The organism is Streptosporangium amethystogenes subsp. fukuiense, from assembly GCF_042665875.1.
GTDB lineage: Bacteria > Actinomycetota > Actinomycetes > Streptosporangiales > Streptosporangiaceae > Streptosporangium > Streptosporangium fukuiense.
On the sequence record NZ_JBHTEE010000001.1, the window covers coordinates 3,077,962 to 3,101,086 of the forward strand.

Sequence of the window (23,125 nt, forward strand, 5' to 3'; positions counted from 1 at the left end):
TCCAGGGGCCGGCCTTGTGGGCCGGCCCCTTCAAGCCTCGACTAGCTGAACAGGATTTCCGACGGTTACTGGACGCCCAGGTTCAGGTAGTCGTACATGTCGAACGCACCGGTGACGAAGACGTTCGTCGCACCCAGGGGACGGACGAGGACGCCCTTGGACCAGACCGAGGGCAGCACGTAGGCCTGCTCCATGACCCTCTGGTCGATCTCGCCCCAGAGCGCGTCACGCTTGGCGACATCGGTCTCCGCGAAGATCTGGTCGATCTTCGCGTCGATTTCCTTGTCCTTGATGCTGATGTTGTAGTTACCACCCGACTCACGGATGGTGCGGCTGTCGACGATCTGCGACATGAAGCCGAAACCGTCGTTCCAGTCGGCGCCCCAGCCGTTGGTGGCCAGGCCGATGCCGTTCTTCTTCACGAAGTCCGGCTTGCCGGCGTAGAGCGCGAAGTAGTCACCGGTGGGGTAACCCTTGAGCTCCAGCTTGATGCCGACCTTGGCCAGCGCCTGCTGGAGCGACTCGGCGGTCGCCTTCTCCTTGGGACGGTCGGCGCGGTAGGCCATGATGGTCTCGAAGCCGTCAGGCTTGCCACAGGCGGCGAGTGCGGCCTTGGCCTTCTCCACGTCGCCGGTGCCGGTCGGGTAGAGGTCCAGCTTCTTCCAGCCGCCGATCGACGGCGGCATCAGGCCGGTCGCGATGTCACCGCCGGCGAACTCGCCGCCGTAGGCGTTCTGCAGACCCACCCGGTCGGCGCCGTAGATGACCGCCTTGCGGCACTCCACGTTGTCCAGCGGGGCCACGTCGGAGACGATCGAGGTGTACCAGGTGCGGGCACCGGTGGGGTTGTCCGCCCGGGCCTTCAGCGCCGGGTCGCCCAGCACGCGACCGAGCGCGGCGGGCTGGACGCCCGAGCCGGCGAGGTCGATGTGCAGGTCGCCGGAGAGGATCCGGTTGTCCAGGTCGTCGGCGTTGACGCCGAGGGAGATCTCGTAGCTCTCCGGCAGCGCCTTGCGGATCGGGTCGGTCGCCGGGTCCCAGTGCTCGTTGCGGACCAGGGTGTACTGCTTGCCGGCCTCGACCTTGTCGAACTTGTAGGGACCGGAGGCGACCGGGTGCTCGCGGTACTTGACGCCGGTGTCCTTGTCCTTGGGGACCGGGATCGTGCCGGGCAGGGCCGCGAAGTTGTCGAAGCCGCCGTAGGCCTTCTTCAGGTGGAAGATGATCGTCTGGTCGTCCGGCGTCTCGATCGCGGAGTCGGTGTTGACGTCCGGGGTCTTGTAGACGCTCTTGAAGTCCTTCGGCAGGTCCAGCCAGTCGTTGAAGTACGTCGGGCCGTTGACCAGCGTCGTCTTGTCCATGGAGCGCAGGACCGCGTACTTGACGTCCTTGGACGTGATCGGGGTGCCGTCCTCGAACTTCAGGCCGGCGCGGAGCTTGTAGGTCCAGGTCTTGCCGCCGTCGCTGGACTCGCCCAGGCTCTCGGCCAGGTCGGGAGAGAGCTTGCGGCCCTCGGCGCCGGGGGCCGGGGTGTAGGTCACCAGCGAACGACCGTAGATCCTGACAAGGTTCCAGGAGAGGGCGTAGTAGGTGTCACCGGGGTCGATCGAGTCCCAGTCCTCGGAGATCGCCATCTTCAGGACGCCCCCCTTCTTGTCAGAAGGGTTGAACACCGCCTCGAGTCCGGCGTTGAACGCGTCCGCGGCCGCCGGCGCGGCCGACGAACCATCGGCCGGCTTCGTCTCGCTGCCGCCGCCGCCACAGGCGGAGAGCCCCAGAGAGAGAGCGGCACCCGCGGCCGCGAAGGCCAGTGCGGATCTCTTGTTCATTTACTTGCACCCCTTGTTAATTCCAGGAGAACGGGAGGTTGAGGGTCAGCGGGACGATTTCGGGTCGAGGGCATCGCGCAGCCCGTCGCCGAAGAGATTGAAGGCCAGCACCGTGATGAAAATCGCCATACCGGGGAAGAACATGAAATGCGGCACGTTGTAGAACTTCACCGCCTGCGAGAGCATGCCCCCCCAGGTCGCCGTGGGCGCCTGGATACCGACTCCCAGGAACGAGAGCGCCGCCTCGAACAGGACATTCGTCGGAATGAGCAACGTCGCGTAGATGAGGATCGGCGCGATCAGATTCGGCAGGATCTCACGGAACAGGATGTACGGTCCGCGGGCACCCAGGCTGCGGGCCGCGTCGACGAATTCACGTTCCCGCAGTGACAGCGTCTGACCGCGAATGATCCTGCCGATGTACGGCCAGTTGAAGAAACCGATCACGAAGATCAGCAGGCCGATGCGCAGCGCGTCGCCCTTCACCCCGAGGCTCTGCTCGAACTGGCCGAGGACACCGACCAGGGCCATCGCGAAGACAAGGAGGGGGAAGGCGAGGAAGACGTCCATCGTGCGGCTGATCAGCGTGTCGACCCAGCCGCCGAAGTAACCGGCCATGACCCCCATGACGGTGCCGATGACCACCGAGAGCAGGGTGGCGAGAACCGCGATCAGCAGCGAGATCCGCGCTCCGTAGATGACCCTGCTGAAAAGGTCACGACCGTTGACCGGCTCCACCCCGAACAGGAACTCCCCGCTGATGCCCGTGCCGCCCTTGGGCGTCATGGTGGAGGTGTCGATCATCTCCTGGTGGAACTCGTTCGGCGGATGGCCGAGCAGACCCACGATCAGCGGAGCGAAGATCGCAACGACGATCAGCAGAACGACCACGCCGGCACCGACGAGCGCGACCTTGTCGCGCTTCAGGTGCATCCACGCGATCTGCCCGAGCGAGCGGCCCTGGATCGCCTTCACGCCCGCTCCCGCGAGCACTGCCTCCGGTGAGACCTCGGTGGTCTTACCGGGGGCGTCGAGCGGTGCGGTCATACAGTTGGCCCCCTGGATCCCAGACGACGTTGTCCGTCAACGCGTTTCCCGGGTCGGGTAGCGCGCCGTAAGTCTACGGGCCAGTAGTTCGTGGCCCCGTGCGCAGAATCTATGGGCTGAACTGCGCTGACCAGCCCTCTGGGGCGCTATGTGGCTTAACTGTGATTCACGTGAAATTCATTCGTTCTGATCTTGGAGCTAATGTCCGGAAGCCGTTCCGCTTCTGTCTTGGATTCGTGACACGGGAATGAGTCGATTACCCAGCGTCACCCGATCCCGCGACGCTTGAGGATGTCCTCGATATCGGAGAAGTCGTCGTCGGCGGCCGGCTTCGCGGCGGGCCTGGCCGCGGCTGCCCCGGAGGCGGGCGCGGGCGCGGCCTTGCGCTTGGGCAACGGCTGCGTGGCGGCCGTCGCGGCCCCGTCCCGCCCGCCAGGGCCAGCGGCTGCCACAGCGGGCGCGGTGGGCGCAGCGGACACCGGGGGTGCCGAGGATGCGGCGGCCCTGAGGCGGCGGCCACGCATGAACCCGGAGACCAGGAAGAGCAGCACGGCGAGTCCGGTCACCGCCACCCCGGACCACACCACGGGGTTGAACACCAGACCTGTGAGGAAACCGATGATCGCCGTGCCGATCTGCCACAGGGTGGGAAGCGCACCGGTCAGGAAGGCGGCGACGGGTAGCAGTGACCAGGCCGCGGCACGCAGTCCCGCCGCGACGCCACGGCGCCGCATCAGCAGGAAACTCAGCACCAGCCCCACGCCGGTGACCCCGGCGCAGAGCGGCAACCACGCGATCTGATTGAACGACACAGTGGACCGCCCCTCATGTTGACCTATCCGACATCCATCCTGGCACGTCGGATCGGGACGGGCCCTCCTTCTCAAGGAGGGATCACCCCCTAGGGGGATACGGTCAGGATCGTATGAAAGATCAGGGAGGATCCCCCACCACGTACTCTCACGAAAGGAACGTACCGGCATCTGTCATGCCGTCCGCCGGATGACAGGGCCGCTCAGAGAGAAGCTGCGGACAGTGAGCGCAGGATCTCCACATCGATCTCGTGCAGCGACCCGACGACAAGACGGCCGGGCGCGCCGGGAATCGGCAGCACGCTCGGCACCGCCACCACCCGGCAGCCCGCCGAGGTAGCCGATGTCACCCCGTTCGGGGAATCCTCCAGCGCGACACAGCGGGCCGGGTCCACGCCCAGCAGGCGGGCCGCCGTCAGGTAGGGCTCGGGATCGGGCTTGGTCCTCGCGACGTCGTCACCGGTGACCACGTGGTCGAAGTGGTGCCTGCCGATGCTCCGCAGGCACGCCTCGGCGATCGGCCGCGCCGAGGAGGTGACCAGGGCGGCGGCCAAGCCCTCCCCGTGCACCCCCGCCAGTAGTTCGGCGGCGCCCGGCATCATCTCCACACCACCGGCGAGCCTGGAGATCATGCCTTCCATCATCCAGTTCTCCACCTCCTCGGGGGCGGCGCTGCCGCCGGAGACCTGGAGCATGTACGCCGCGGCCACCGACATCGAGCCGCCCACCATGTTCTCCTGGTGGGCGACCCCCCACTCGCCGCCGAGCCGCTCCATCACCTCGGTCTCGACCTGAAACCAGATCTTCTCGCTGTCGACGAGAAGCCCGTCCATGTCGAAGAGAACCGCTTCCATACCCTTGTAGCCCTTCCGGCAGACGGTCACACGTTGAAGTAGTTGGCCTCAGGGTGATGGACGATCAGCGCGGACGTCGACTGCTCGGGGTGGAGCTGGAACTCCTCGGACAGTTCGACACCGATCCTGGAGGGGTCGAGCAAACCCATCAGCTGGACCTGATCCTCCAGGTTGGGACAGGCCGGGTAGCCGAAGGAGTAGCGGCAGCCCATGACGTTGACCTTGAGCATGTCCTCCAGGGACTCGTCACCGCCGATGCCCAGTTCGGTGCGCACCCGCGCGTGCCAGTACTCGGCCAGGGCCTCGGTCAGCTGCACCGACAGGCCGTGCAGCTCCAGGTAGTCGCGGTAGGCGTCCTTGGCGAACAGCTCGGCCGCCGCCTCGGAGACCCGGTTGCCCATCGTCGCGACCTGGAAGGCGACGACGTCGACCTCGCCGGAGTCCTTGGAGCGGAAGAAGTCGGACAGGCACAGGTGCCGGTCGCGGCGCTGGCGCGGGAAGGTGAACCGGGTGCGCTCGTTGCCCCCCTCGTCCAGGATGATCAGCGAGTCGCCGTCGCTGACGCACGGGAAGTAGCCGTAGACGACCGCCGCCTCCAGCAGGCCCTCGGTCTGCATCCGCTCCAGCCACATCCGCAGGCGCGGCCTGCCCTCGGTCTCGACCAGCTCCTCGTAGGAGGGCCCGTCACCGCCTCGGGCGGCCTTGAGACCCCACTGCCCCATGAACGTCGCCCGCTCGTCAAGGAACGCGGCGTACTCCGCGAGCGGTACGCCCTTGATGACGCGCTCGCCGAGGAAGGGCGCCGTCGGCACCGCGTTGCCGACGGCCACGTCGGAGCGGGCCGGCAGCTCCTCCGTCGGCGTTCTGACCAGCGTGGCCCCGGTCTTGACCCGGCGCTCGCGCAGCGGTGGCAGGCTCGCGCCCTTCTCCCCGCGCTTGACCGCCATGAAGGCGTCCATCAGGCGCAGTCCCTCGAAGGCGTCGCGGGCATAGCGGACCTCACCCTGGAACAGTTCCGCGAGGTCCTGCTCGACGTAGGCACGGGTCAGCGCGGCCCCGCCGAGCAACACGGGGAACCTGTCGGAGATGCCCCTGGAGTTCATCTCCTCCAGGTTCTCCTTCATGACGACCGTGGACTTCACCAGCAGCCCGGACATGCCGATGACGTCGGCCCTCTTCTCCTCCGCGGCCTCCAGGATGACCGACACCGGCTGCTTGATGCCGAGGTTGACGACCTCGTAGCCGTTGTTGGAGAGGATGATGTCGACCAGGTTCTTACCGATGTCGTGCACGTCGCCCTTGACCGTGGCGAGCACGATGCGGCCCTTGGTCTCACCCTCGACCCGGTCCATGTGCGGCTCCAGGTAGGCGACCGAGGTCTTCATCACCTCGGCCGACTGGAGCACGAACGGCAGCTGCATCTGGCCGGAGCCGAACAGCTCGCCGACGGTCTTCATGCCGTCGAGCAGCACGTCGTTGACGATCTCCAGGGCGGGGCGCTGGGCGAGGGCCTCGTCGAGGTCGGCCTCCAGGCCCTTGCGCTCGCCGTCGACGATCCGGCGCTTGAGCCGCTCCCACAGCGGCAGCGCGGCGAGTTCCTCGGCCTTGCTCGCTTTGAGAGCCGCGGCGTCGACGCCCTCGAACAGCTCCATGAACCGCTGCAGCGGGTCGTACCCCTCCCTGCGCCGGTCGTAGACCATGTCCAGGGCGACCTGGCGCTGCTCCTCGGGGATGCGCGCCATCGGCAGGATCTTGGAGGCGTGCACGATCGCCGCGTCGAGGCCGGCGTTGACGCACTCGTTGAGGAAGACCGAGTTGAGCACGATGCGGGCAGCGGGGTTGAGACCGAACGACACGTTCGACAAGCCCAGGACCGTCTGCACCCCGGGGTGGTGTCGCTTGATCTCCTTGATCGCCTCGATCGACTCCAGCGCGTCGCGCCTGGTCTCCTCCTGGCCGGTGGCGATGGGGAAGGTGAGCACGTCGACGAGGATGTCCTCGACGTTCATGCCCCACTTCGTGGTCAGGTCCTCGATGAGGCGCAGCGCGATCCGGACCTTCCAGTCGGCGGTGCGCGCCTGGCCCTCCTCGTCGATGGTCAGGGCCACCACGGCCGCGCCGTACTCGCGGACCAGCTTCATGTTCCGGTGGAAGCGCGACTCGACGCCGTCGCCCTCCTCGTAGTTGACCGAGTTGACGACCGCGCGCCCGCCGAGCATCTGCAGCCCGGCCTCCAGCACGGCGGGCTCGGTGGAGTCGAGGACGATCGGCAGCGTGGAGGCGGTGGCGAAGCGGAAGGCCAGCTCCTTCATGTCGGCCACGCCGTCGCGCCCCACGTAGTCGACGCAGAGGTCGAGCATGTGCGCGCCGTCGCGGGCCTGCGCCCGCGCGATCTCCACGCACTCCTCCCAGTCCTGGGCGAGCATCGCCTCCCGGAAGGCCTTGGAACCGACGGCGTTGGTGCGCTCGCCGATGGCCATGTACGAGATGTCCTGGCGGAAGGGGACGCTCTGGTAGAGGGAGGCGGCGCCGGCCTCGGGGCGGGGCCGGCGCGAGGCCGTCTGGAGCCCGCGTACCCTCTCGACGACCCGGCGCAAGTGCTCGGGCGTGGTGCCGCAGCAGCCGCCGACGAGGGAGAGGCCGTAGTCGCGGGTGAAGTTCTCGTGCGCCGAGGCCAGCTCCTCGGGGGTCAGCGGGTAGTAGGCGCCATCGGAGGTCAGCACGGGCAGTCCGGCGTTGGGCATACACGAGAGGCGGACCCGGGCGTGGCGGGCCAGGTAGCGGAGGTGCTCGCTCATCTCGGCCGGACCGGTCGCGCAGTTCAGGCCGATCACGTCGACGCCGAGCGGCTCGATCGCGGTCAGTGCCGCGCCGATCTCCGAGCCCAGCAGCATCGCGCCGTTGGTCTCGATGGTCACCTGGGCGATGATCGGCACGTCCCGGCCGGCGTCGGCGATGGCCCGGCGTGCGCCGATCACCGCCGCCTTGACCTGGAGCAGGTCCTGGGAGGTCTCGATGATCAGGGCGTCGGCGCCACCGCCGACCAGCCCCGCGGCGTTGTCGTAGTAGGCGTCGCGCAGCACGGCGTACGGCTTGTGCCCGAGAGTCGGGAGCTTGGTGCCGGGGCCGATGGAGCCGAGCACGAAACGCGGCCGCTCGGGGGTGGACCAGGCGTCGGCCGCCTGCCGGGCGACGCGGGCACCGGCCTCCGAGTACTCGAAGACCCGCTCGGAGATGTCGTATTCACCGAGAGCCGAAAGGTTGGCCCCGAAGGTGTTGGTCTCGACACAGTCGACCCCCACCTCGAAGTAGGCCTCGTGCACGGCACGGACGATGTCGGGGCGGGTGACATTGAGCACCTCGTTGCAGCCCTCGTGACCCTGGAAGTCGTCCATGGTGACGTCGTGGGCCTGCAGCATCGTCCCCATGGCCCCGTCGGCGACCATTACGCGCTCGGCCAGGACTTCACGGAAAGACGGGGTGCTTGTCATGAGACAAGAGTACTGGGATCCACATGGCCGTTATTGTTGTCGACAGCAATTGAACTTCTTGTCCAATTAATACGGTCACCCCTGTGAGGTACCGATGGCGACCTACCGCACCATCCTTGTCGGCACCGACGGCTCCGCCTCCTCCCTCGGCGCGGTCTCCTCGGCCGCCTCCCTCGCCGCGGCCACCGGCGCCGACCTGATCCTGGCCTGCGCCTACTCCCCCATGCGCGAACGCGACCGCAACGCCGCCGCCGACGTCCTCGGCGACCTCTCCTACAAGGTGACCGGCTCCACCCCGGCGGACGACGCCCTGCGCGCCGCCCGGGAGCGCGCGGTCGCCGCGGGCGCCCGGGCGATCGAACTGGCCGCCGAGGAGGGCGACGCGGTGGACGTGCTGGTCTCGCTCGCAGGCAGGCGCGGGGCCGATCTCGTGGTCGTCGGCAACCGGGGACTCAACAGCCTGGCGGGGCGGCTGCTCGGCTCGGTGCCGTCCGGCGTGTCCCAGCGCGCGGGCTGCGACGTCCTGATCGTCCACACCACATCCGGAAGGTGACGTGAAGGCCCCCTCACGGCATAGGCTTAGCCGGATAGGACGGTGCGGTGAGAAGGAGGGGGCGCGTGATCGAGATCGAAGGTCTGCCCGAGCTCGTCGACCCGGTGATGATCGCCGCGTTCGAGGGGTGGAACGACGCGGGCGAGGCCTCGAGCGGAGTGATCGCGCACCTCGAGGGCGAGTGGAAGGCGACCCCGCTGGTCTCCCTGGACCCCGAGGAGTACTACGACTTCCAGGTGACCCGCCCGATCGTCGAGATGGGCGAGGGGCTGACACGCTCCATCACCTGGCCGACCACGAAGCTGTCGGTGGCCAGACCACCGGGCGTCGACCGCGACGTGGTGCTGCTCCGCGGCATCGAGCCCAACATGCGCTGGCGCGCTTTCTGCGAGGAGATCGTCCTGGTCTGCCGGGAGCTGGGGGTCGAGCTGGCGGTTCTACTCGGCGCGCTGCTCAACGACTCGCCGCACACCCGTCCGGTGCCGATCGTGGGCTCGGCGACCGACGAGGGGCTGGCCAGGGCGATCAACCTGGAGCTGAGCCGCTACGAGGGACCGACCGGCATCGTCGGCGTGCTCCAGCAGTCCCTGGGCGCGGCCGGGCTGCACGCCGTGTCGCTGTGGGCCTCGGTGCCGCACTACGTGGCCCAGCCCCCCAACCCGAAGGCCACCATGGCACTGCTCAGCCGGATGGAGGATCTGCTCGACATCCCGATGCCGCTGGGCGAGCTGGCCGAGGAGGCCCGGGCCTGGGAGCACGGCGTCGACGAGCTGGCCTCTCAGGACAGCGAGGTCGCCGAGTACGTCAAGGAGCTGGAGGAGCGCAAGGACGCCGCCGAGCTGCCCGAGGCCAGCGGTGACGCCATCGCCGCCGAGTTCGAGCGCTACCTGCGCCGGCGCGACCGCGACTCCGACGGCTGAGCCCGCGGCCGGCGGTCACCGCCGGCCGTTCCGCTCCTTCAGGACCGGGTGCGCGGAGACCAGGCGCCTCCGGTCCGAGTCCGAGGTCACCGGCGCCTGGCACGCCTGGTCGAACCGGGCCCACACCAGCGCGGCCAGGTCGGCGTCCACCCCCAGGGGGGCGGCGACCAGGTCGGCACCGGACGCCTCCAGGCGGTCCTGGAAGAAGCCCGGGGCCAGGAGGTAGGAGGCGAGCGCGATCCGCGGCGCGGGTCCTGAACGCAGCCGCTCCAGGGCCTCGGCGATCGATGGGGCGCCCGTGGCGGCGAAGGCCGCGGTGACCGGGCGGGAGATCCGGACCGAAAGCAGCCGGGCCGCCGCCCGCACGTCGGCCAGCGCCGCGGGGTCGGACGACCCCGCGGCTCCCAGGATCACCGAGTCCGCCGCCCTCAGCCCCGCGGCGGCCAGCCGTCTGGCGAGCACGGCCGCGAGCAGCGGATGCGGCCCCAGCGGGGCCGTCACCGTGGCGTCCGGCCTGGCCGCGGCCACCACCGCGGGCAGGTCGATGTGAACGTGGTAGCCGCCCGCCAGCAGCAGCGGGACCACCACGAGGGGGCCGGGCACCTCGACAAGCACGTCGGCCAGCGGGGGTGAGCTGATCTCCAGGAACGCCTGCTCGACGCGCGTTCCCCGGCGGCCCTCGCGTACCAGGTCGCGCAGTCCGGCCAGGGTCTCCTCCCCCCGCGCGCTGCGCGTCCCGTGCCCGGCGAGGATCAGCGTCGTCACAGACCTTCGCCCCGGTCGCAGGCCAGGCGGTAACCGCGTTTGACGACCGTCTCGACGATTCCCGAGGGGCCGAGCGCCCGGCGCAGGCGGGTGATGGCCATCTCGACCGCGTGCTCGGCCGAGTCGCGCGACGGGCCGCCGGGAAGCACTGTCCGCAGGTCGGAGCGGGCCACCACGTGCCCAGGTTTGTCGGCCAGGCGCTTGAGCACCGCCATCGGCGCCGGCGGCAGCGGCTTCAGTTCGCCGTCCACCACGACGGCGTGGCCGCGGATCTCCAGCCGGTGGCCGCCCGCGACCAGGCGGGTGACGCTGTGTTCGGGCAGGTGCCTGGCGAGGGTACGGGCCAGCGTGCCCAGGCGGGAGCGCTCGGGTTGCACGGTGGGCACCCCGCGCGCCTCCAGGGGCCCGGCGGTGACCGAGCCCACGCAGGCGGCGACGACCGGCCCCGCGAAGGCCGCGATCAGTGCGTCCTCCAGGCCGTCCGCGCGGGCCGAGTTGAGCATGGCCAGCACGGCCGGGGCACTGGTGAAGGCCACCGCGTCCACCCCGCCGGAGATCGCCTGGCTGACCAGGCGGCGCAGCGGCGACACGTCCCGGTAGGGCAGCCACCGGTAGACCGGCACCTCGATGACCTCCGCGCCGGCTTCGCGCAGTGCGACCACGAAGTCGGTCAGCGGCTCCCCGTGCAACTGCACGGCGATGCGGCGACCGCGCAGGTCCTGGGCCAGGAGGTGCTGCTTGACCTCCTCGCACGACTCCGTGGACGGGGTCCAGTGGTCGTTCAGCCCGGCGGCCCTGACCGCGCCGCGGGCCTTGGGCCCGCGGGTCAGCAGCCGCGCGGAGGCCAGGTGCTCGGCGAGGTCGCCCGCCAGCCCCCAGCCCTCGGCGGCGGCCATCCATCCCCGGAAGCCGACCCCGGTGGTGACCACCACGTCGTCGATCGGGGCGGAAAGGCCGGCGCGCGTCGCGGCCAGCAGGTCGGCGTCCTCGGCCAGGGGTACCAGGCGGATCGCGGGAGCGCGCACCACCCTGGCGCCCCTGCGTTCCAGCAGCGCGCAGAACTCCTCGCGCCGCCGGGTGGCGGTGACCCCGATCGTGAACCCGGCCAGCGCGTCGGGCGCGGTCTCGGGAGAGTCGGCGGGGCTGTCCAGAACGGCGATGCTCATCTGTCGTTCACCACTCCTCGCTTGATCTTCTTCAGGTGTCCGGCCGCCTGCGGGCTCACCCCGTGCCCACCTCCACCGTTTCGCCGGTGAGGCGGACCGGGTAGGTGGGCACGGCCGTCGCGGGGTCGTCCAGGCACACCCCCGTCACAAGGGAGAAAGCCTGCTTGTGCATGGGGGAGGCCACCACGGGCTCGCCGGCCCTGGTGCCCATGATCCCGCGGGACAGGACGTGGGCGCCGCTGAACGGGTCGCGGTTGCCGATCGCGAACAGGGTGCCGTCGAAGGCACGGAACAGCGCGATCTGGCGACCGCCGACGAGCGCGCACACGCCGCGCTCGGGCAGCAGATCGGTGTAGGAGCAGACCGGCGTCCAGCCGGCCTGCTCCAGCTCTTCGCTCAGGACGGTCATCGGTGAGTGCCTCTCCTCGGGGTGTCGGCGGTGGCGGGCCGGAACGGGCCTCCCAACGCGCCGCGGGGGATGTGGGACATGGGGCGGCCGGTCAGGAACGGACCGCCTCCAGTGGGATGAGGACCGGTTTCACCTGGTCACGCTGGGGTTCGAAGGCGATCGAGGGGTCCGGCGTCCCGGGGGCGTTGATGAAGGAGACGAACCGCCGTAGCTTCTCCGGGTCCTCGATCGTGGCGCGCCACTCGTCGGTGTAGCCGGCCACGTGCCGCTCCATCTGCGCCTCCAGGTCGGCACATATCCCGAGGGAGTCCTCCAGGACGACCTCCCTGACGTAGGCCGTCCCCTGTGCCTCCAGCCAGGCGGAGGTGCGCTGCAGGCGGTCGGCGGTACGGATGTAGAACATCAGGAACCGGTCGATGACCCGGACCAGTTCCTCGGTGCCCAGATCGGAGGCGAACAGGTCGGCGTGGCGCGGGCTGAAGCCGCCGTTGCCGCCCACGTAGAGGTTCCAGCCACGCTCGGTGGCGATGACGCCGAAGTCCTTGCCCCTGGCCTCGGCGCACTCGCGGGCGCAGCCGGAGACCGCCGACTTCAGCTTGTGCGGCGAGCGCAGCCCCCGATAGCGCAGCTCCAGCGCGATGGCCAGGCCGACGGCGTCCTGCACGCCGTACCGGCACCAGGTCGACCCCACGCAGGACTTCACGGTGCGCAGCGCCTTGCCGTAGGCGTGCCCGGACTCGAAGCCCGCGTCCACCAGGCGCTTCCAGATCAGCGGAAGTTGCTCGACCCGGGCACCGAACAGGTCGATCCGCTGCCCGCCAGTGATCTTGGTGTACAGGCCGAAGTCGCGGGCCACCTCGCCGATCACGATGAGCCCGTCCGGGGTGATCTCCCCACCAGGGACGCGCGGCACCACCGAGTAGGTGCCGTTGCGCTGGATGTTGGCCAGGAAGTGATCGTTGGTGTCCTGCAGGGCGGCCTGCTCTCCGTCGAGGATGTGGCCGCCGCCGAGCGAGGCGAGGATCGAGGCGACCACCGGCTTGCACACGTCACAACCGCGCCCGGTGCCGTGCTCGGCGATCAGCCGGGAGAAGGTCGTGATGGCGCGCACCCGGACGATGTCGAACAGCTCCGCCCTGCTGTACGCGAAGTGCTCGCACAGAGCCTTGGAGGGTTCGACACCCGATTTGACGAGGATCTGGTTGAGCATCGGGACGCAGCTGCCGCAGGTGGTGCCCGCGCGGGTGCACCCCTTGATCCCGGCCACGTCGGTGAGGCCGTGGTCGGCTATGGCGGCGCGCACCTGGCCCTTGGTGACGTTGTTGCAGGAGCAGACCTGCGCGTCGTCGGGAAGCTCCACGCTCGCCGGGCCGCCGCTGAACAACAGCTCGCTCGGCGATCCCGGCAGATCACGGCCGACGAAGGGCTTCAGGGTGTTGTACGGGGTGGCGTCGCCGACGCAGATCCCGCCGAGCAGGGTACGCGCGTCGTCGCTGACGAACAGCTTCTGGTAGACCCCGCCCACCGGATCCATGAAGGTCACGTCCAGCGCGCCGTCCATGGCGCCGAACTGGGCGACCTCCACACCGAGCAGTTTGAGCTTGGTGGAGAGATCCGCCCGGGTGAAGGCCGCCCCGCCGCCGAGGATGCGGTCGGCGGCGACCTCCGCCATCGTGAAGCACGGGCCGACCAGCCCGTAGACCATGCCCTCGTGCGACGCGCACTCGCCGATCGCGTAGATCGCCGGGTCGGCGGTGCGCATCCGGTCGTCCACAACGATCCCGCCGCGCCCGCCGACCTCAAGGCCGGCCTGCCTGGCCAGCTCGTCACGGGGCCTGACCCCGGCGGAGAAGACCACGATCTGCGCCTCGACGGTCTCCCCGTCCGGCTTGACCAGGCCCGCCACCCGCCCGTCCGGGCCCGCGACGATCTCCTGCACCCCCGCCTCGGTGTGCACCCTCAGACCGAGCGCCTCCACGTGACCGCGCAGGACCGCGCCGCCGCCCTCGTCGACCTGCCGGGGCATGAGCCAGCCGCCCATCTCCACCACGTGCGTCGACAGGCCCAGACCACGCAGGGCGTCGGCGGCCTCCAGCCCCAGCAACCCGCCGCCGACCACGACGCCGCTCGTGGCGGCCGAGGCGGCCTCCCTGATCGCGTCGAGATCGTCGATCGTGCGGTAGGTGAAGCAGCCGTCCAGTTCCCTGCCCGGTACCGGCGGTACGAACGGGCTGGACCCGGTGGCCAGCACCAGCACGTCGTACGGCTCGCGACGGCCGTCCGCGGTGGTGACCTCCCTCTTCCGCCTGTCGATGTCGACGACCCTGGACGACAGGCGCAGCACGACCTCCTCCGGTACCGGGTAGGTGAGATCCTCGACGCTTCTGCCCGCCAGGTAGGAGGTCAGCGCCACCCGGTCGTAGGCCGCTCGGGGCTCCTCCCCCAGCACCGTGATCCGGCCCGCGAACCCCTTGGCGACCAGGGCCTCGACCAGCCGGTGCGATGTCGGTCCGTTTCCCACCACGACAAGTCGTGACATGATCGCGCTCGTCCTTCCGTCCGCTCCGTCTGCCCGTCCCCGATGGATCGCTCCGCTCACCGGGCGGGGCGGCTCCGTGTCCGCCCGGCGCCCGGCCGTTCCCCCGCCTCCAGCGCCGGTCACGCCGAGACCCCTTCCTGCTCGCAGAGCCAGCCGACGATGCCCTCGACCGCGTCGCGGCAGCCACCGCAGCCGGTGGTGGCGCGGGTGGCGGCGGCCACGGCCGTGACGTCCCTGGCGCCCGACTCCCAGCAGGCCCTGATCTGTCCCTTGGTCACGTCGTTGCACTGGCAGACCTTCGCCGCGTCCGGCATCCTGACCGGGCTCTCGGCGACCACGTTGCCCTGCAGACCGGGGAAGAGCAGGCCGGCCCGGTCTCCCGGCAGCGGCCCTCCCCGGTCGAACAACTGGGTGAGGTTGCCCACCGCCGACGTCTCACCGAGGAGGATCACGCCGACCAGGCGGCCGTCTCGGATGACGAGCTTGCGGTAGGTGCCCGCCGCCCGGTGGCTGAACCGCACGACCTCTGCGTCGTCCTCGGTCAGATGCGTCTCGCCCATCGCGGCCAGCTCCACGCTCCTGGCCTTCAACCGGGTCACCAGCCGCGATCCCCGGTATCGGGCGGCCTTGTCGGCCCCCGTGACGATGTCGGCGACCACCGCGGCCTGCTCCCAGGCCGGCGCGACCAGCCCGTAGACCCTGCCCCGGTGCTCGGCGCACTCGCCGATCGCGAAGATCGACGGATCGTCGGTGCGCATCTCGTCGTCGACGACGATCCCGCGCGCCACCTCCAGCCCGGCCTCGCGAGCCAACCCGGTCACCGGGCGGACCCCGCAGGCGAGCACCACCAGATCGGCCTCGACCGTCTCGTCTCCCGCGAGCCGCACACCGCCGTCGAGGATCTCCTCGACCACGACGCCGGTCCTGGTCCTCACCCCCAGCCCGCCCAGGGTCTGGCCGAGCACCAGCCCGGCCTCGGCGTCCAGCTGACGGTCCATCAGGTGCCCGGCCAGGTGCAGCAGCGTCACCGGCAGCCCGCGCCCGGCCAGGCCGCGCGCCGCCTCGACTCCGAGCAGACCACCTCCGATCACCACGGCGTGCCGCGCCGCGCCGGCGGCCCGCAGGATCCTCCTGCAGTCGTCCATCGTGCGGAACGCGACGGCCCTGTCCGCGCCCGGTACCGGCGGCACGACCGCCTCGCTGCCCGTCGCCAGCACGAGGACGTCGTACGGCTCGCGCCTGCCCGTGGCGGTGAGCACGGCCCGGTTCTCCCGGTCCACGGCGGTCACCTCGACCCCGGGCAGCGCCGTCACCGAATGGTCGGCGTACCAGGCCGGGTCGAGTAGTCGCACCTGGTCGGGCGGCATCGTCCCGGCCACGACGTTCGACAGCAGCACGCGGTTGTAGGGCTGCGACTCCTCGGCCCCGAACACGGTCAGCCCGACGTACCGGTCACGGGCCCGGATCTCGCTCACCAGACGGGCGCCCGCCATCCCGTTGCCCACGACCACGATCCGGGTCATCCGGCACGCTCCACTCTGACCGCGCAGACCTTGAACTCCGGCATCCTCGACACCGGGTCCAGCGCGGGGTTGGTGAGCAGGTTGACGCCCGGCCAGTGGAACGGCATGAACACGGTGTCCTGCCGGATCGCCGGGTTGACCCTGGCCGGCGCCTCGGTCGCGCCACGCCGGCTGACCACCCGCAGCGTCTCCCCCGGGGCCACACCCAGGTGCTCGGCGAGGTCGGGATGGAGTTCCACGAACGCCTCGGGTGCCGCCATGTTCAGTGTGGCGATCCGCCGGGTCTGCGCACCGCTCTGGTAGTGCGCGAGCACCCGTCCCGTCGTGAGGTGGAGCGGATATTCCGGGTCGACCTCCTCCTCGGGCGGACGGTGCTCGACCGGTACGAACCGGGCGCGCCCGTCGGGCGTGGCGAAGCCGTCCAGGAAAGGCCGGGGAGTACCCGGGTGATCCTCGGCCGGGCAGGGCCAGAACACCCCGGTCTCGGCGGCGATCCGCTCATAGGTGATGCCGGCGTAGTCGGCGGTCCCGCCCGCCGAGGCCCTGCGGAGCTCGTCGAAGACCTCGCGCGGATCGGTGGGGAAACCCTCGGCTCCGGCTGTCCCGCGCAGTCTCGTGGCGAGCCCCCGGAGAATCTCAAGGTCGCTCCGCACCCCTGACGGCGGAGCGGCCGCTTGGCGGCGGAGCAGTACCCGGCCTTCCAGATTCGTCATGGTGCCGCTCTCCTCGGCCCACTGGGTGGTGGGCAGCACGACGTCGGCCATCGCGGCCGTCTCCGACAGGACCAGGTCCGAGACCACGAGCAGGTCCAGTGAGCCGAGCCGCTCGGCGACGTGCCCGGCACGCGGCGCGGAGACCAGCGGGTTGGAGCCGAACAGCAGCAGTGCCCGGGGGCCGCCGCCGGTGCCGAGCGCGTCCAGCAGTTCGTAGCCGGAGCGGCCGGGCCCCGGCAGGTCACCGGGGTCGACGCCCCACACGGCGGCGACGTGGGCACGGGCCGCCGGATCATCGATCCTGCGGTAGCCGGGAAGCTGGTCGGCCTTCTGTCCGTGCTCACGGCCTCCCTGTCCGTTGCCCTGCCCGGTGACACAGCCGTAACCCGACCCCTCGCGCCCTGGCAGCCCGAGGGCGAGCGCGAGGTTGACGAACGCGCTGACGGTGTCGGTGCCCTTGGCGTGCTGCTCGGCGCCGCGCCCGGTGAGGATCACCGCCCGGTTCGCGCCCACGAGGATCGCGACCGCGGCGCGCATCCGGGCGACCGGCACACCGGTGATCCGTTCCACTCGCTCGGGCCACCAGGCCGCGACCGAGGTGCGGACCGCGTCGAACCCGCTCGTCCTGGCGGCCACGTAGTCCTCGTCGACATCACCTTCGGCGACCACGATGTGCAGCAGGCCCAGGGCCAGCGCCAGGTCGGTGCCGGGGGTCGGCTGCAGGTGCAGGTCGGCCTGCCGGGCGGTCGCGGTGACCCGCGGGTCGATGACGATCAGCCGGCCGCCCGCCGCGCGCATCGCGGCGAGGTGACGGACGAACGGCGGCATGGTCTCGGCCATGTTCCCGCCCGCGATCAGGACCGCGTCGGCGCGGGCGAGATCGGTGATCGGGAAGGGCAGGCCGCGGTCCATCCCGAAGGCCCGGTTGGTGGCCGCGGCGGCCGAGGACATGCAGAACCGGCCGTTGTAGTCGATCTGGCTGGTCCGCAACACCACCCGGGCGAACTTGCCGAGCTGGTACGCCTTCTCGTTGGTGAGGCCGCCGCCGCCGAACACGGCCACGCCGTCGGGGCCGTGTTCGGCCTGGACGGCGCGTATCCGGTCGGCGACAAAGCCGAGCGCCTCGTCCCAGCCGACCTTCTCGCCGCGCAACAGCGGGGCGGTCAGCCGCTCGCCGGTGAGGAGCTCACCGGCGGTCCAGCCCTTCTGACACAGTCCTCCCGCATTGGCCGGGACGTCATGACGCGGAGTGATCGTGACGGTCTCGTCCACCGCGACGTTCATGCCGCACTGCAGAGCGCAGTAGGGGCAGTGCGTCGCCGTCCCACCCTTCACAGGTGTCTGGGGGGAAAGTGAGACCGGCATGGATCCGATGGTGCTTTCAGGCGGTTTCACCGCGAGGTCTCCCCTGTTACCGATGTGCTACAAGCCACTAACCGCGTTCACATTCGCAATGAGGTGGGTGTGAGTCATCCGTCGGCCAGGCCGGTGCCGGGTGTGAGCAGGGCGGGCGCCGGGCCTGGCCGCGGCGCTCACACCCGGGCCGCCGCCAGGCTCGGCGCACCGCCCGCGGCGCGCAGGTAACAGGCCCAGGTGATGGCCGCGCACACCAGGTAGAAGCAGGCGAAGGAGGCCAGCGCGGCTCCCGCCCCGCCGGTCGCGGCGATGGAGCTACCGAATCCGCGGTTGATGAAGAACCCGCCGAAGGCACCGATCGCGGAGATGATTCCGATGGCCGCGGAGGCGTCCCGCCTCCCGGCGGCCACGGCGGCGTCGTAGGCGGCCGTGCCCGGGATCACGCCCGCGAGCGCCTTGGCCCGGAAGATCGCCGGAATCATCCGGTAGGTGGAGCCGTTGCCGATGCCGGTGGTGGCGACCAGGAGCATGTAGGCGCAGAAGAACAGCGCGAAGCCGCGCTGGGACAGCCCCTGCCAGACCAGCACCGCCGAGCCCGCCATCGCGGCGAAGTTGACGAACGTCACCCGCGCCCCGCCGAGCCGGTCCGACAGCCAGCCGCCCGCCGGGCGGACCAGGGAGCCGAGCAGCGGTCCGAGGAAGGCCAGCCAGACCAGCGAGGCCTGCTCGGGAAACTGGCTCTTGATGAGCAGCGGAAACGCGGTGGAGTAGCCGATGAAGGAGCCGAACGTACCGATGTACAGGACCGACATGATCCAGGTCTGGACCCGGCCGACGACCTTCAGCTGGTCCGCGGGACTGGCCTTGGCCGAGGTCAGGTTGTCCATGAAGAAGTAGGCGCCCACCGCCGCGGCCAGGATGAAGGGGATCCAGAACAGCCCCGCGGCGGCCAGCCCGAACGCCCCGATCACCAACGGCATGAGGAGCTGGACGGAACTGACCCCGATGTTGCCGCCGGCCGCGTTGAGCCCGAGTGCGGCCCCCTGCCTGTCCCGAGGGTAGAAGTGGGTGATGTTGGCCATGCTGGAGGCGAAGTTGCCGCCGCCCAGCCCCGCCGTGGCCGCGATGAGCAGGAACACCCAGTAGGGGGTAGCGGGATCGCCGACCGCGACGGCCAGCAGCACCGCGGGCACGAGCAGGAGCAGAGCGCTGACCACCGTGAAGTTCCGGCCGCCGAACCTGGCCGGGGCGAAGGTGTACGGGATGCGCAGCGCCGAGCCGACCAGGTTGGGCAGGGCGACGATCCAGAAGAGCTGGTCGGTGGAGAAGTCGTAGGAGCCGAGTTGCACGGCCACGATGCTCCAGACGGTCCACAGCGTGAACCCGAGGTGCTCGGCGAAGATGGAGAAGAGCAGGTTCCGCCTGGCCACCTTCCGGCCGTGCTTCTGCCAGAAATCCGGATCGTCGGGCCGCCAGTCACTGATCCAGGGCCTCATCGTCTGTCCTCCTGTGGTTTCGGGGGGCTTCGATCCCCGAAACTAGAAGGGCGGCGTTACGCACATTCACCGTCTGTGATGGTGCGCCGGTTACGCGTGACTAACCCTGGAAATACGCAATGCACACGCCGCACACTCGCAACATTCCGGAAACCCGGGGAGTGTGGGGCCAGCGACCGTTCCGTCACGCTCCGGCGTCATCAGGGTAGCGGTGCGGCCGGCTCCTGGGGTGCTGATCGCACTGACGATCGCGCTGCCCAGAGGCGCGGGGAGACGCCGAGCGCTCGTGGAGCCGAGGTGGGACCGGGCCTGGCGACCGGCCTGAAGCGGGAGAACGCTCATGCCGTGAGGCGCGGGCCGGTCGGAGCGCTCACCGAGGCGCATTCACCGGCAACGGCGATGGTTGAGCCGGTGCGGCAACGGGAACCGTCACCGGTGCCGATTCATCCGCCTCCGGGAGTGCGCGTGGCCGTCCAGCCGATCCGACTGTTCGACGATCCCGTGCTGCGCACGGTGGCCGAGCCGGTGACCACCTTCGACCGCGCGTTGCGCGTCCTGGTGAAGTCACTCCAGGCCACGATGCGCGCCGGCACGGGCCGCGCGGGGCTCGCCGCCCCGCAGATCGGCGTCCCGCTCAGGGTCGTCGTCTACGAGTTGGACGGCAAGTCCGGCCACCTGGTCAACCCGCGCCTGGAGCTGTCCGAGCGGAGGATCGTGGCCGACGAGGCGTGCCTGTCCGCCCCCGGCCACTGGTGGCCGCTGGAACGCTCCTACATGGTCACGGCCCGCGGCCGCGACATGTTCGGCAAGCCCGTCACCGTCCGGGCCCTGGGCATGCTGGCCCGCGTCCTCCAGCACGAGGCCGACCACCTCGACGGCACCCTCTTCATCGACCGCCTCCCCGAGGAGGAGCGGGAACGCTTCCTCGCTTCGATCTCTTGACTTGCACACCTCACAAATGTCCGATAGAGTGTTGTGGTTGCAGTCGTAATTCTCAACCTAGCCTTATCATCTCAAGTGCTTATGAGAAGTCCGCCGACAGCGGACGTTACAGTTTCTCCGGATGGTTTCCGCGGGTGCATGGTAGGGTCCGCAACGCAGCCCCGTGCCGCCGACCTGGTGGTTCGGTGAGGCTCCCAATGAGGAGAAGTAGTTTTGTCTGAGGGCACCGTTAAGTGGTTCAACGCCGAAAAGGGCTTCGGATTCATCGCACCGGATGACGGCACCGCCGATGTCTTCGTGCACTACTCGGCTATCAACTCCAGCGGCTACCGCAGCCTGGAGGAGAACCAGCGTGTCAGCTTCGTCACCACGCAGGGCCAGAAGGGCCCGCAGGCCGACAAGGTCGAGCTCATCTGACCTGGTTTGACCTCAAAGGCTTCGGGCTGAGCCCGCACCGCGCAAGCGGTGCGGGCTCAGTCGTTTTCCGGCCCCGCTCCCCCGCCGGGGAGTGCTCTTCGGGCGGCCGCCCGAAGAGCACCGGTCTCGAAGCGGGCAGGGCGGCTCTCAACGCGGCCGAGAGCCCCGGCCGGCGCCGGAGCGGGTTATGAGACACCCCGCCCTCAAGGGCCCTTCAGAGCGCGACTCCGAGCAGCGTGTCCGCGATCCGCCTGACAAGGAGCGGCGCGTCCGGGTCCCTGCCGCCCTCCGACAGGGCACGCTCGGCCCAGTCGTCGATGACCGCCAGGGCGCCGGGAGCATCCAGGTCGTCGGCCATCCGGGCGCGGACCCTGTCGAGCACGACATCGGCGTCGGGGCCGGTCTGCAGGCCCGCCGCCGAACGCCAGCGCGCCAGCCGCACCTCCGCCGAGGCAAGCTGGTCGGAGGTCCACTCCCAGTCGGCGCGGTAGTGGTGCGCCAGCAGGGCCAGCCGGATGGCCATCGGATCGGTCTCCCGGCGCAGACGGGAGACGAAGATCAGGTTGCCCTTCGACTTGGACATCTTCTCGCCGTCCAGGGCGACCATGCCCGCGTGCACGTAGGCCTTGGCGAAAGGCCACTCGCCACACGCCACGTGGCCCTCGTGGGCGCCGCACTCGTGGTGCGGGAAGATCAGGTCGGAGCCGCCACCGGCGACGTCGAAGCCACTGGACAGGTTCGCCAGGGCGATCGCGGTGCACTCGATGTGCCAGCCGGGCCTTCCCTGGCCGAAGGGCGAGGGCCAGGACGGCTCCCCCGGGCGCTCCGCACGCCAGAGCAGCCAGTCGAGCGGGTGCTTCTTGCCTGGACGGTCCGGATCCCCTCCGCGCTCGCCGAACAGGGCGAGCATCTGCTCCTCCGGATAACCGGAGACGGCGCCGAACTTGGGGGCCGCGGCCATGTCGAAGTAGACGTCACCCTCCAGGTCGTAGGTGGCGCCCTTGTCACGCAGCAACTCGATCAGGGCCGCGACCTGGTCGATCACCTCGGTCACGGCGACGTAGTCGCGCGGCGGGAGGATGCGCAACGCCTCCATGTCCGACCGGAACAGCTCGATCTCGCGCTCGGCGAGGTCACGCCAGTCGATGCCGGTCTGCTCCGCCCGCTCCAGCAGGGGGTCGTCGACATCCGTGGCGTTCTGGGTGAAGTGCACCTCGTGCCCGGCATCCCGCCAGGCCCGGTTGACCAGGTCGAAGGCGAGGTAGGTGTTGGCGTGGCCCAGATGGGTGGCGTCGTAGGGCGTGATGCCGCAGACGTACATCCGTGCCATGGGACCCGGCTTGGTGGGGACGACATCTCGCACGGCGGTGTCGAAAAGCCGCAGCGGGACACCGGCACCGGGAAGCCGAGGAACCTTCGGCGCAGACCACGATCTCATAAAGTGAGCCTATCGAGCAGACAGACCACCCCGATCAGCTCGGGGTGGCGGATACAGAGGCATTCGTCTCAACTCCGCGAAGCGCCCAGATCATTCCGTGAGAACTTCGCGGAAGGCACCCGGATCACTGGGGGCGGCGGTGAAGTCGTAGCGGACGCCGTCCGGCGCCAGGGCGAGCAGGGTGACGGAGAGAGAGCCGAAGATCCGCCCGTCGGGCAGCTCATGATGAATGATCATGGCCCGGGGGTCCTCAGGGGGGATCCCCGCCCCGGTGGCGAGTTCCCGCCACTCCTCCCAGGGCCCGTCGAGCTCCGCGGGACGGCCGGCCTTGGCGAACAGAGGGCGGAAGAACGCGACGCGCTCGTTCTCCACGCCGCGTTCCCAGCCGCTGTTGACGATCATGTGGGTTCCCGGAGGAAGGACGTCTCGCTTCAGCGCGATCCCGTCCCAGTGCCACAGGCAGGCCCCGGTGGGGTCGGCGTGCAGCAGGTGGAAGGGGTCATAGCGGTCAAGGTCGCCCTCCACCGGCCGGCCTCCGGCGGCCGCCAGGAGCGGAAGGTCGCCGCGTGAGCGGCGCGTCCCCTCCGAGGCGAGCACGCCGTGCCCGTTGAGAAGGGCCCCGACCCTCCTGCCCCGGGGGTCGACGGCCAGCCAGGTGCCGCCGCCCTGGAGATCTCGACCGCCGATCAGGCCGGGCCGGTCCTTGCGCCAGTGTTCCGCTGGCGGAACCCAGGGGCGGCCGGTGAACTCATCACGCACCCCGACCACGATCAGGGGGATCTCGGCACTCGGATCGATGCTGATGACAACCGTGCACATGCCCGGAGGCTACGCCTCCGCCGCGAGCGGGCGCGG

At 70.0% G+C, this 23,125-nt stretch carries 18 protein-coding genes; 4 read left to right on the forward strand and 14 right to left on the reverse strand.

All coding sequences use genetic code 11. The annotated features are described in order from the left end of the window. Window positions 1-65 precede the first annotated feature (65 nt). From ACFQVD_RS13420 to metH, 5 genes are all read right to left on the reverse strand, one after another. The gene (locus tag ACFQVD_RS13420; protein WP_343961141.1) at window positions 66-1,829 is read right to left on the reverse strand and encodes an ABC transporter substrate-binding protein; all 1,764 of its coding nucleotides are present in this window, start codon (window positions 1,827-1,829) and stop codon (window positions 66-68) included. Window positions 1,830-1,874: 45 nt separating this feature from the next. Continuing rightward, window positions 1,875-2,876 (reverse strand): ABC transporter permease, encoded by a 1,002-nt coding sequence (locus ACFQVD_RS13425; RefSeq protein ID WP_343961139.1) that lies wholly within the window; start codon window positions 2,874-2,876, stop codon window positions 1,875-1,877. 266 nt (window positions 2,877-3,142) lie between these two features. Then, window positions 3,143-3,688 carry a cellulose synthase gene (locus ACFQVD_RS13430; protein WP_343961137.1) on the reverse strand — a complete coding sequence of 182 codons (546 nt, stop codon included), beginning with the start codon at window positions 3,686-3,688 and terminating at the stop codon, window positions 3,143-3,145. A gap of 203 nt (window positions 3,689-3,891) precedes the next feature. Beyond that, entirely contained in the window at window positions 3,892-4,542 is a 651-nt protein-coding gene (locus ACFQVD_RS13435) for an HAD family hydrolase (RefSeq protein WP_343961135.1), read from the reverse strand. A gap of 26 nt (window positions 4,543-4,568) precedes the next feature. Beyond that, window positions 4,569-8,033 carry a methionine synthase gene (gene metH, locus ACFQVD_RS13440; protein ID WP_343961133.1) on the reverse strand — a complete coding sequence of 1,155 codons (3,465 nt, stop codon included), beginning with the start codon at window positions 8,031-8,033 and terminating at the stop codon, window positions 4,569-4,571. A 94-nt stretch (window positions 8,034-8,127) separates the two neighbouring features. On the opposite strand from metH, the gene ACFQVD_RS13445 reads away from it, so the two are divergent. Further along, the gene (locus ACFQVD_RS13445) at window positions 8,128-8,586 is read left to right on the forward strand and encodes a universal stress protein (protein WP_343961131.1); all 459 of its coding nucleotides are present in this window, start codon (window positions 8,128-8,130) and stop codon (window positions 8,584-8,586) included. A gap of 65 nt (window positions 8,587-8,651) precedes the next feature. Next, window positions 8,652-9,506: a PAC2 family protein gene (locus ACFQVD_RS13450; RefSeq protein ID WP_030904623.1), complete on the forward strand. Its 855-nt coding sequence runs from the start codon at window positions 8,652-8,654 to the stop codon at window positions 9,504-9,506. Between the two features lie 15 nt (window positions 9,507-9,521). On the opposite strand, the gene ACFQVD_RS13455 is transcribed toward ACFQVD_RS13450, so the two are convergent. The 7 genes from ACFQVD_RS13455 to ACFQVD_RS13485 form a co-directional block, all read right to left on the reverse strand. Further along, window positions 9,522-10,271 (reverse strand): sirohydrochlorin chelatase, encoded by a 750-nt coding sequence (locus ACFQVD_RS13455; protein WP_364151509.1) that lies wholly within the window; start codon window positions 10,269-10,271, stop codon window positions 9,522-9,524. Further along, the gene (locus ACFQVD_RS13460) at window positions 10,268-11,437 is read right to left on the reverse strand and encodes a uroporphyrinogen-III synthase (protein ID WP_343961124.1); all 1,170 of its coding nucleotides are present in this window, start codon (window positions 11,435-11,437) and stop codon (window positions 10,268-10,270) included. Before ACFQVD_RS13460 ends, ACFQVD_RS13455 begins: the two co-directional genes overlap by 4 nt. Window positions 11,438-11,492: 55 nt before the next feature. Next, window positions 11,493-11,846, reverse strand: a complete 354-nt coding sequence (gene nirD, locus ACFQVD_RS13465) for a nitrite reductase small subunit NirD (protein ID WP_343961121.1) — start codon at window positions 11,844-11,846, stop codon at window positions 11,493-11,495. Window positions 11,847-11,937: 91 nt separating this feature from the next. Further along, entirely contained in the window at window positions 11,938-14,385 is a 2,448-nt protein-coding gene (gene nirB / locus ACFQVD_RS13470; protein WP_343961119.1) for a nitrite reductase large subunit NirB, read from the reverse strand. Window positions 14,386-14,504: 119 nt separating this feature from the next. Further along, window positions 14,505-15,908 (reverse strand): FAD-dependent oxidoreductase, encoded by a 1,404-nt coding sequence (locus ACFQVD_RS13475; protein WP_343961117.1) that lies wholly within the window; start codon window positions 15,906-15,908, stop codon window positions 14,505-14,507. Further along, window positions 15,905-17,986 (reverse strand): molybdopterin oxidoreductase family protein, encoded by a 2,082-nt coding sequence (locus ACFQVD_RS13480; RefSeq protein WP_364151498.1) that lies wholly within the window; start codon window positions 17,984-17,986, stop codon window positions 15,905-15,907. The genes ACFQVD_RS13475 and ACFQVD_RS13480 overlap by 4 nt, the downstream gene beginning before the upstream one ends. 167 nt (window positions 17,987-18,153) lie before the next feature. Further along, the gene (locus ACFQVD_RS13485; protein WP_343961113.1) at window positions 18,154-19,473 is read right to left on the reverse strand and encodes an MFS transporter; all 1,320 of its coding nucleotides are present in this window, start codon (window positions 19,471-19,473) and stop codon (window positions 18,154-18,156) included. Window positions 19,474-19,938: 465 nt separating this feature from the next. On the opposite strand from ACFQVD_RS13485, the gene def reads away from it, so the two are divergent. Together def and ACFQVD_RS13495 are read left to right on the forward strand one after the other, a co-directional pair. Then, window positions 19,939-20,415, forward strand: coding sequence for a peptide deformylase (def, locus tag ACFQVD_RS13490; RefSeq protein WP_343961111.1), 477 nt, complete (start codon window positions 19,939-19,941; stop codon window positions 20,413-20,415). Between the two features lie 213 nt (window positions 20,416-20,628). After that, entirely contained in the window at window positions 20,629-20,832 is a 204-nt protein-coding gene (locus tag ACFQVD_RS13495) for a cold-shock protein (RefSeq protein WP_030904638.1), read from the forward strand. Between the two features lie 214 nt (window positions 20,833-21,046). On the opposite strand, the gene mshC is transcribed toward ACFQVD_RS13495, so the two are convergent. Both mshC and ACFQVD_RS13505 read right to left on the reverse strand, forming a co-directional pair. Beyond that, complete coding sequence (mshC, locus tag ACFQVD_RS13500) at window positions 21,047-22,270, reverse strand: cysteine--1-D-myo-inosityl 2-amino-2-deoxy-alpha-D-glucopyranoside ligase (RefSeq protein ID WP_343961108.1); 1,224 nt, start codon at window positions 22,268-22,270, stop codon at window positions 21,047-21,049. A gap of 90 nt (window positions 22,271-22,360) precedes the next feature. After that, the gene (locus tag ACFQVD_RS13505; RefSeq protein WP_343961106.1) at window positions 22,361-23,089 is read right to left on the reverse strand and encodes an NRDE family protein; all 729 of its coding nucleotides are present in this window, start codon (window positions 23,087-23,089) and stop codon (window positions 22,361-22,363) included. Window positions 23,090-23,125 lie beyond the last annotated feature (36 nt).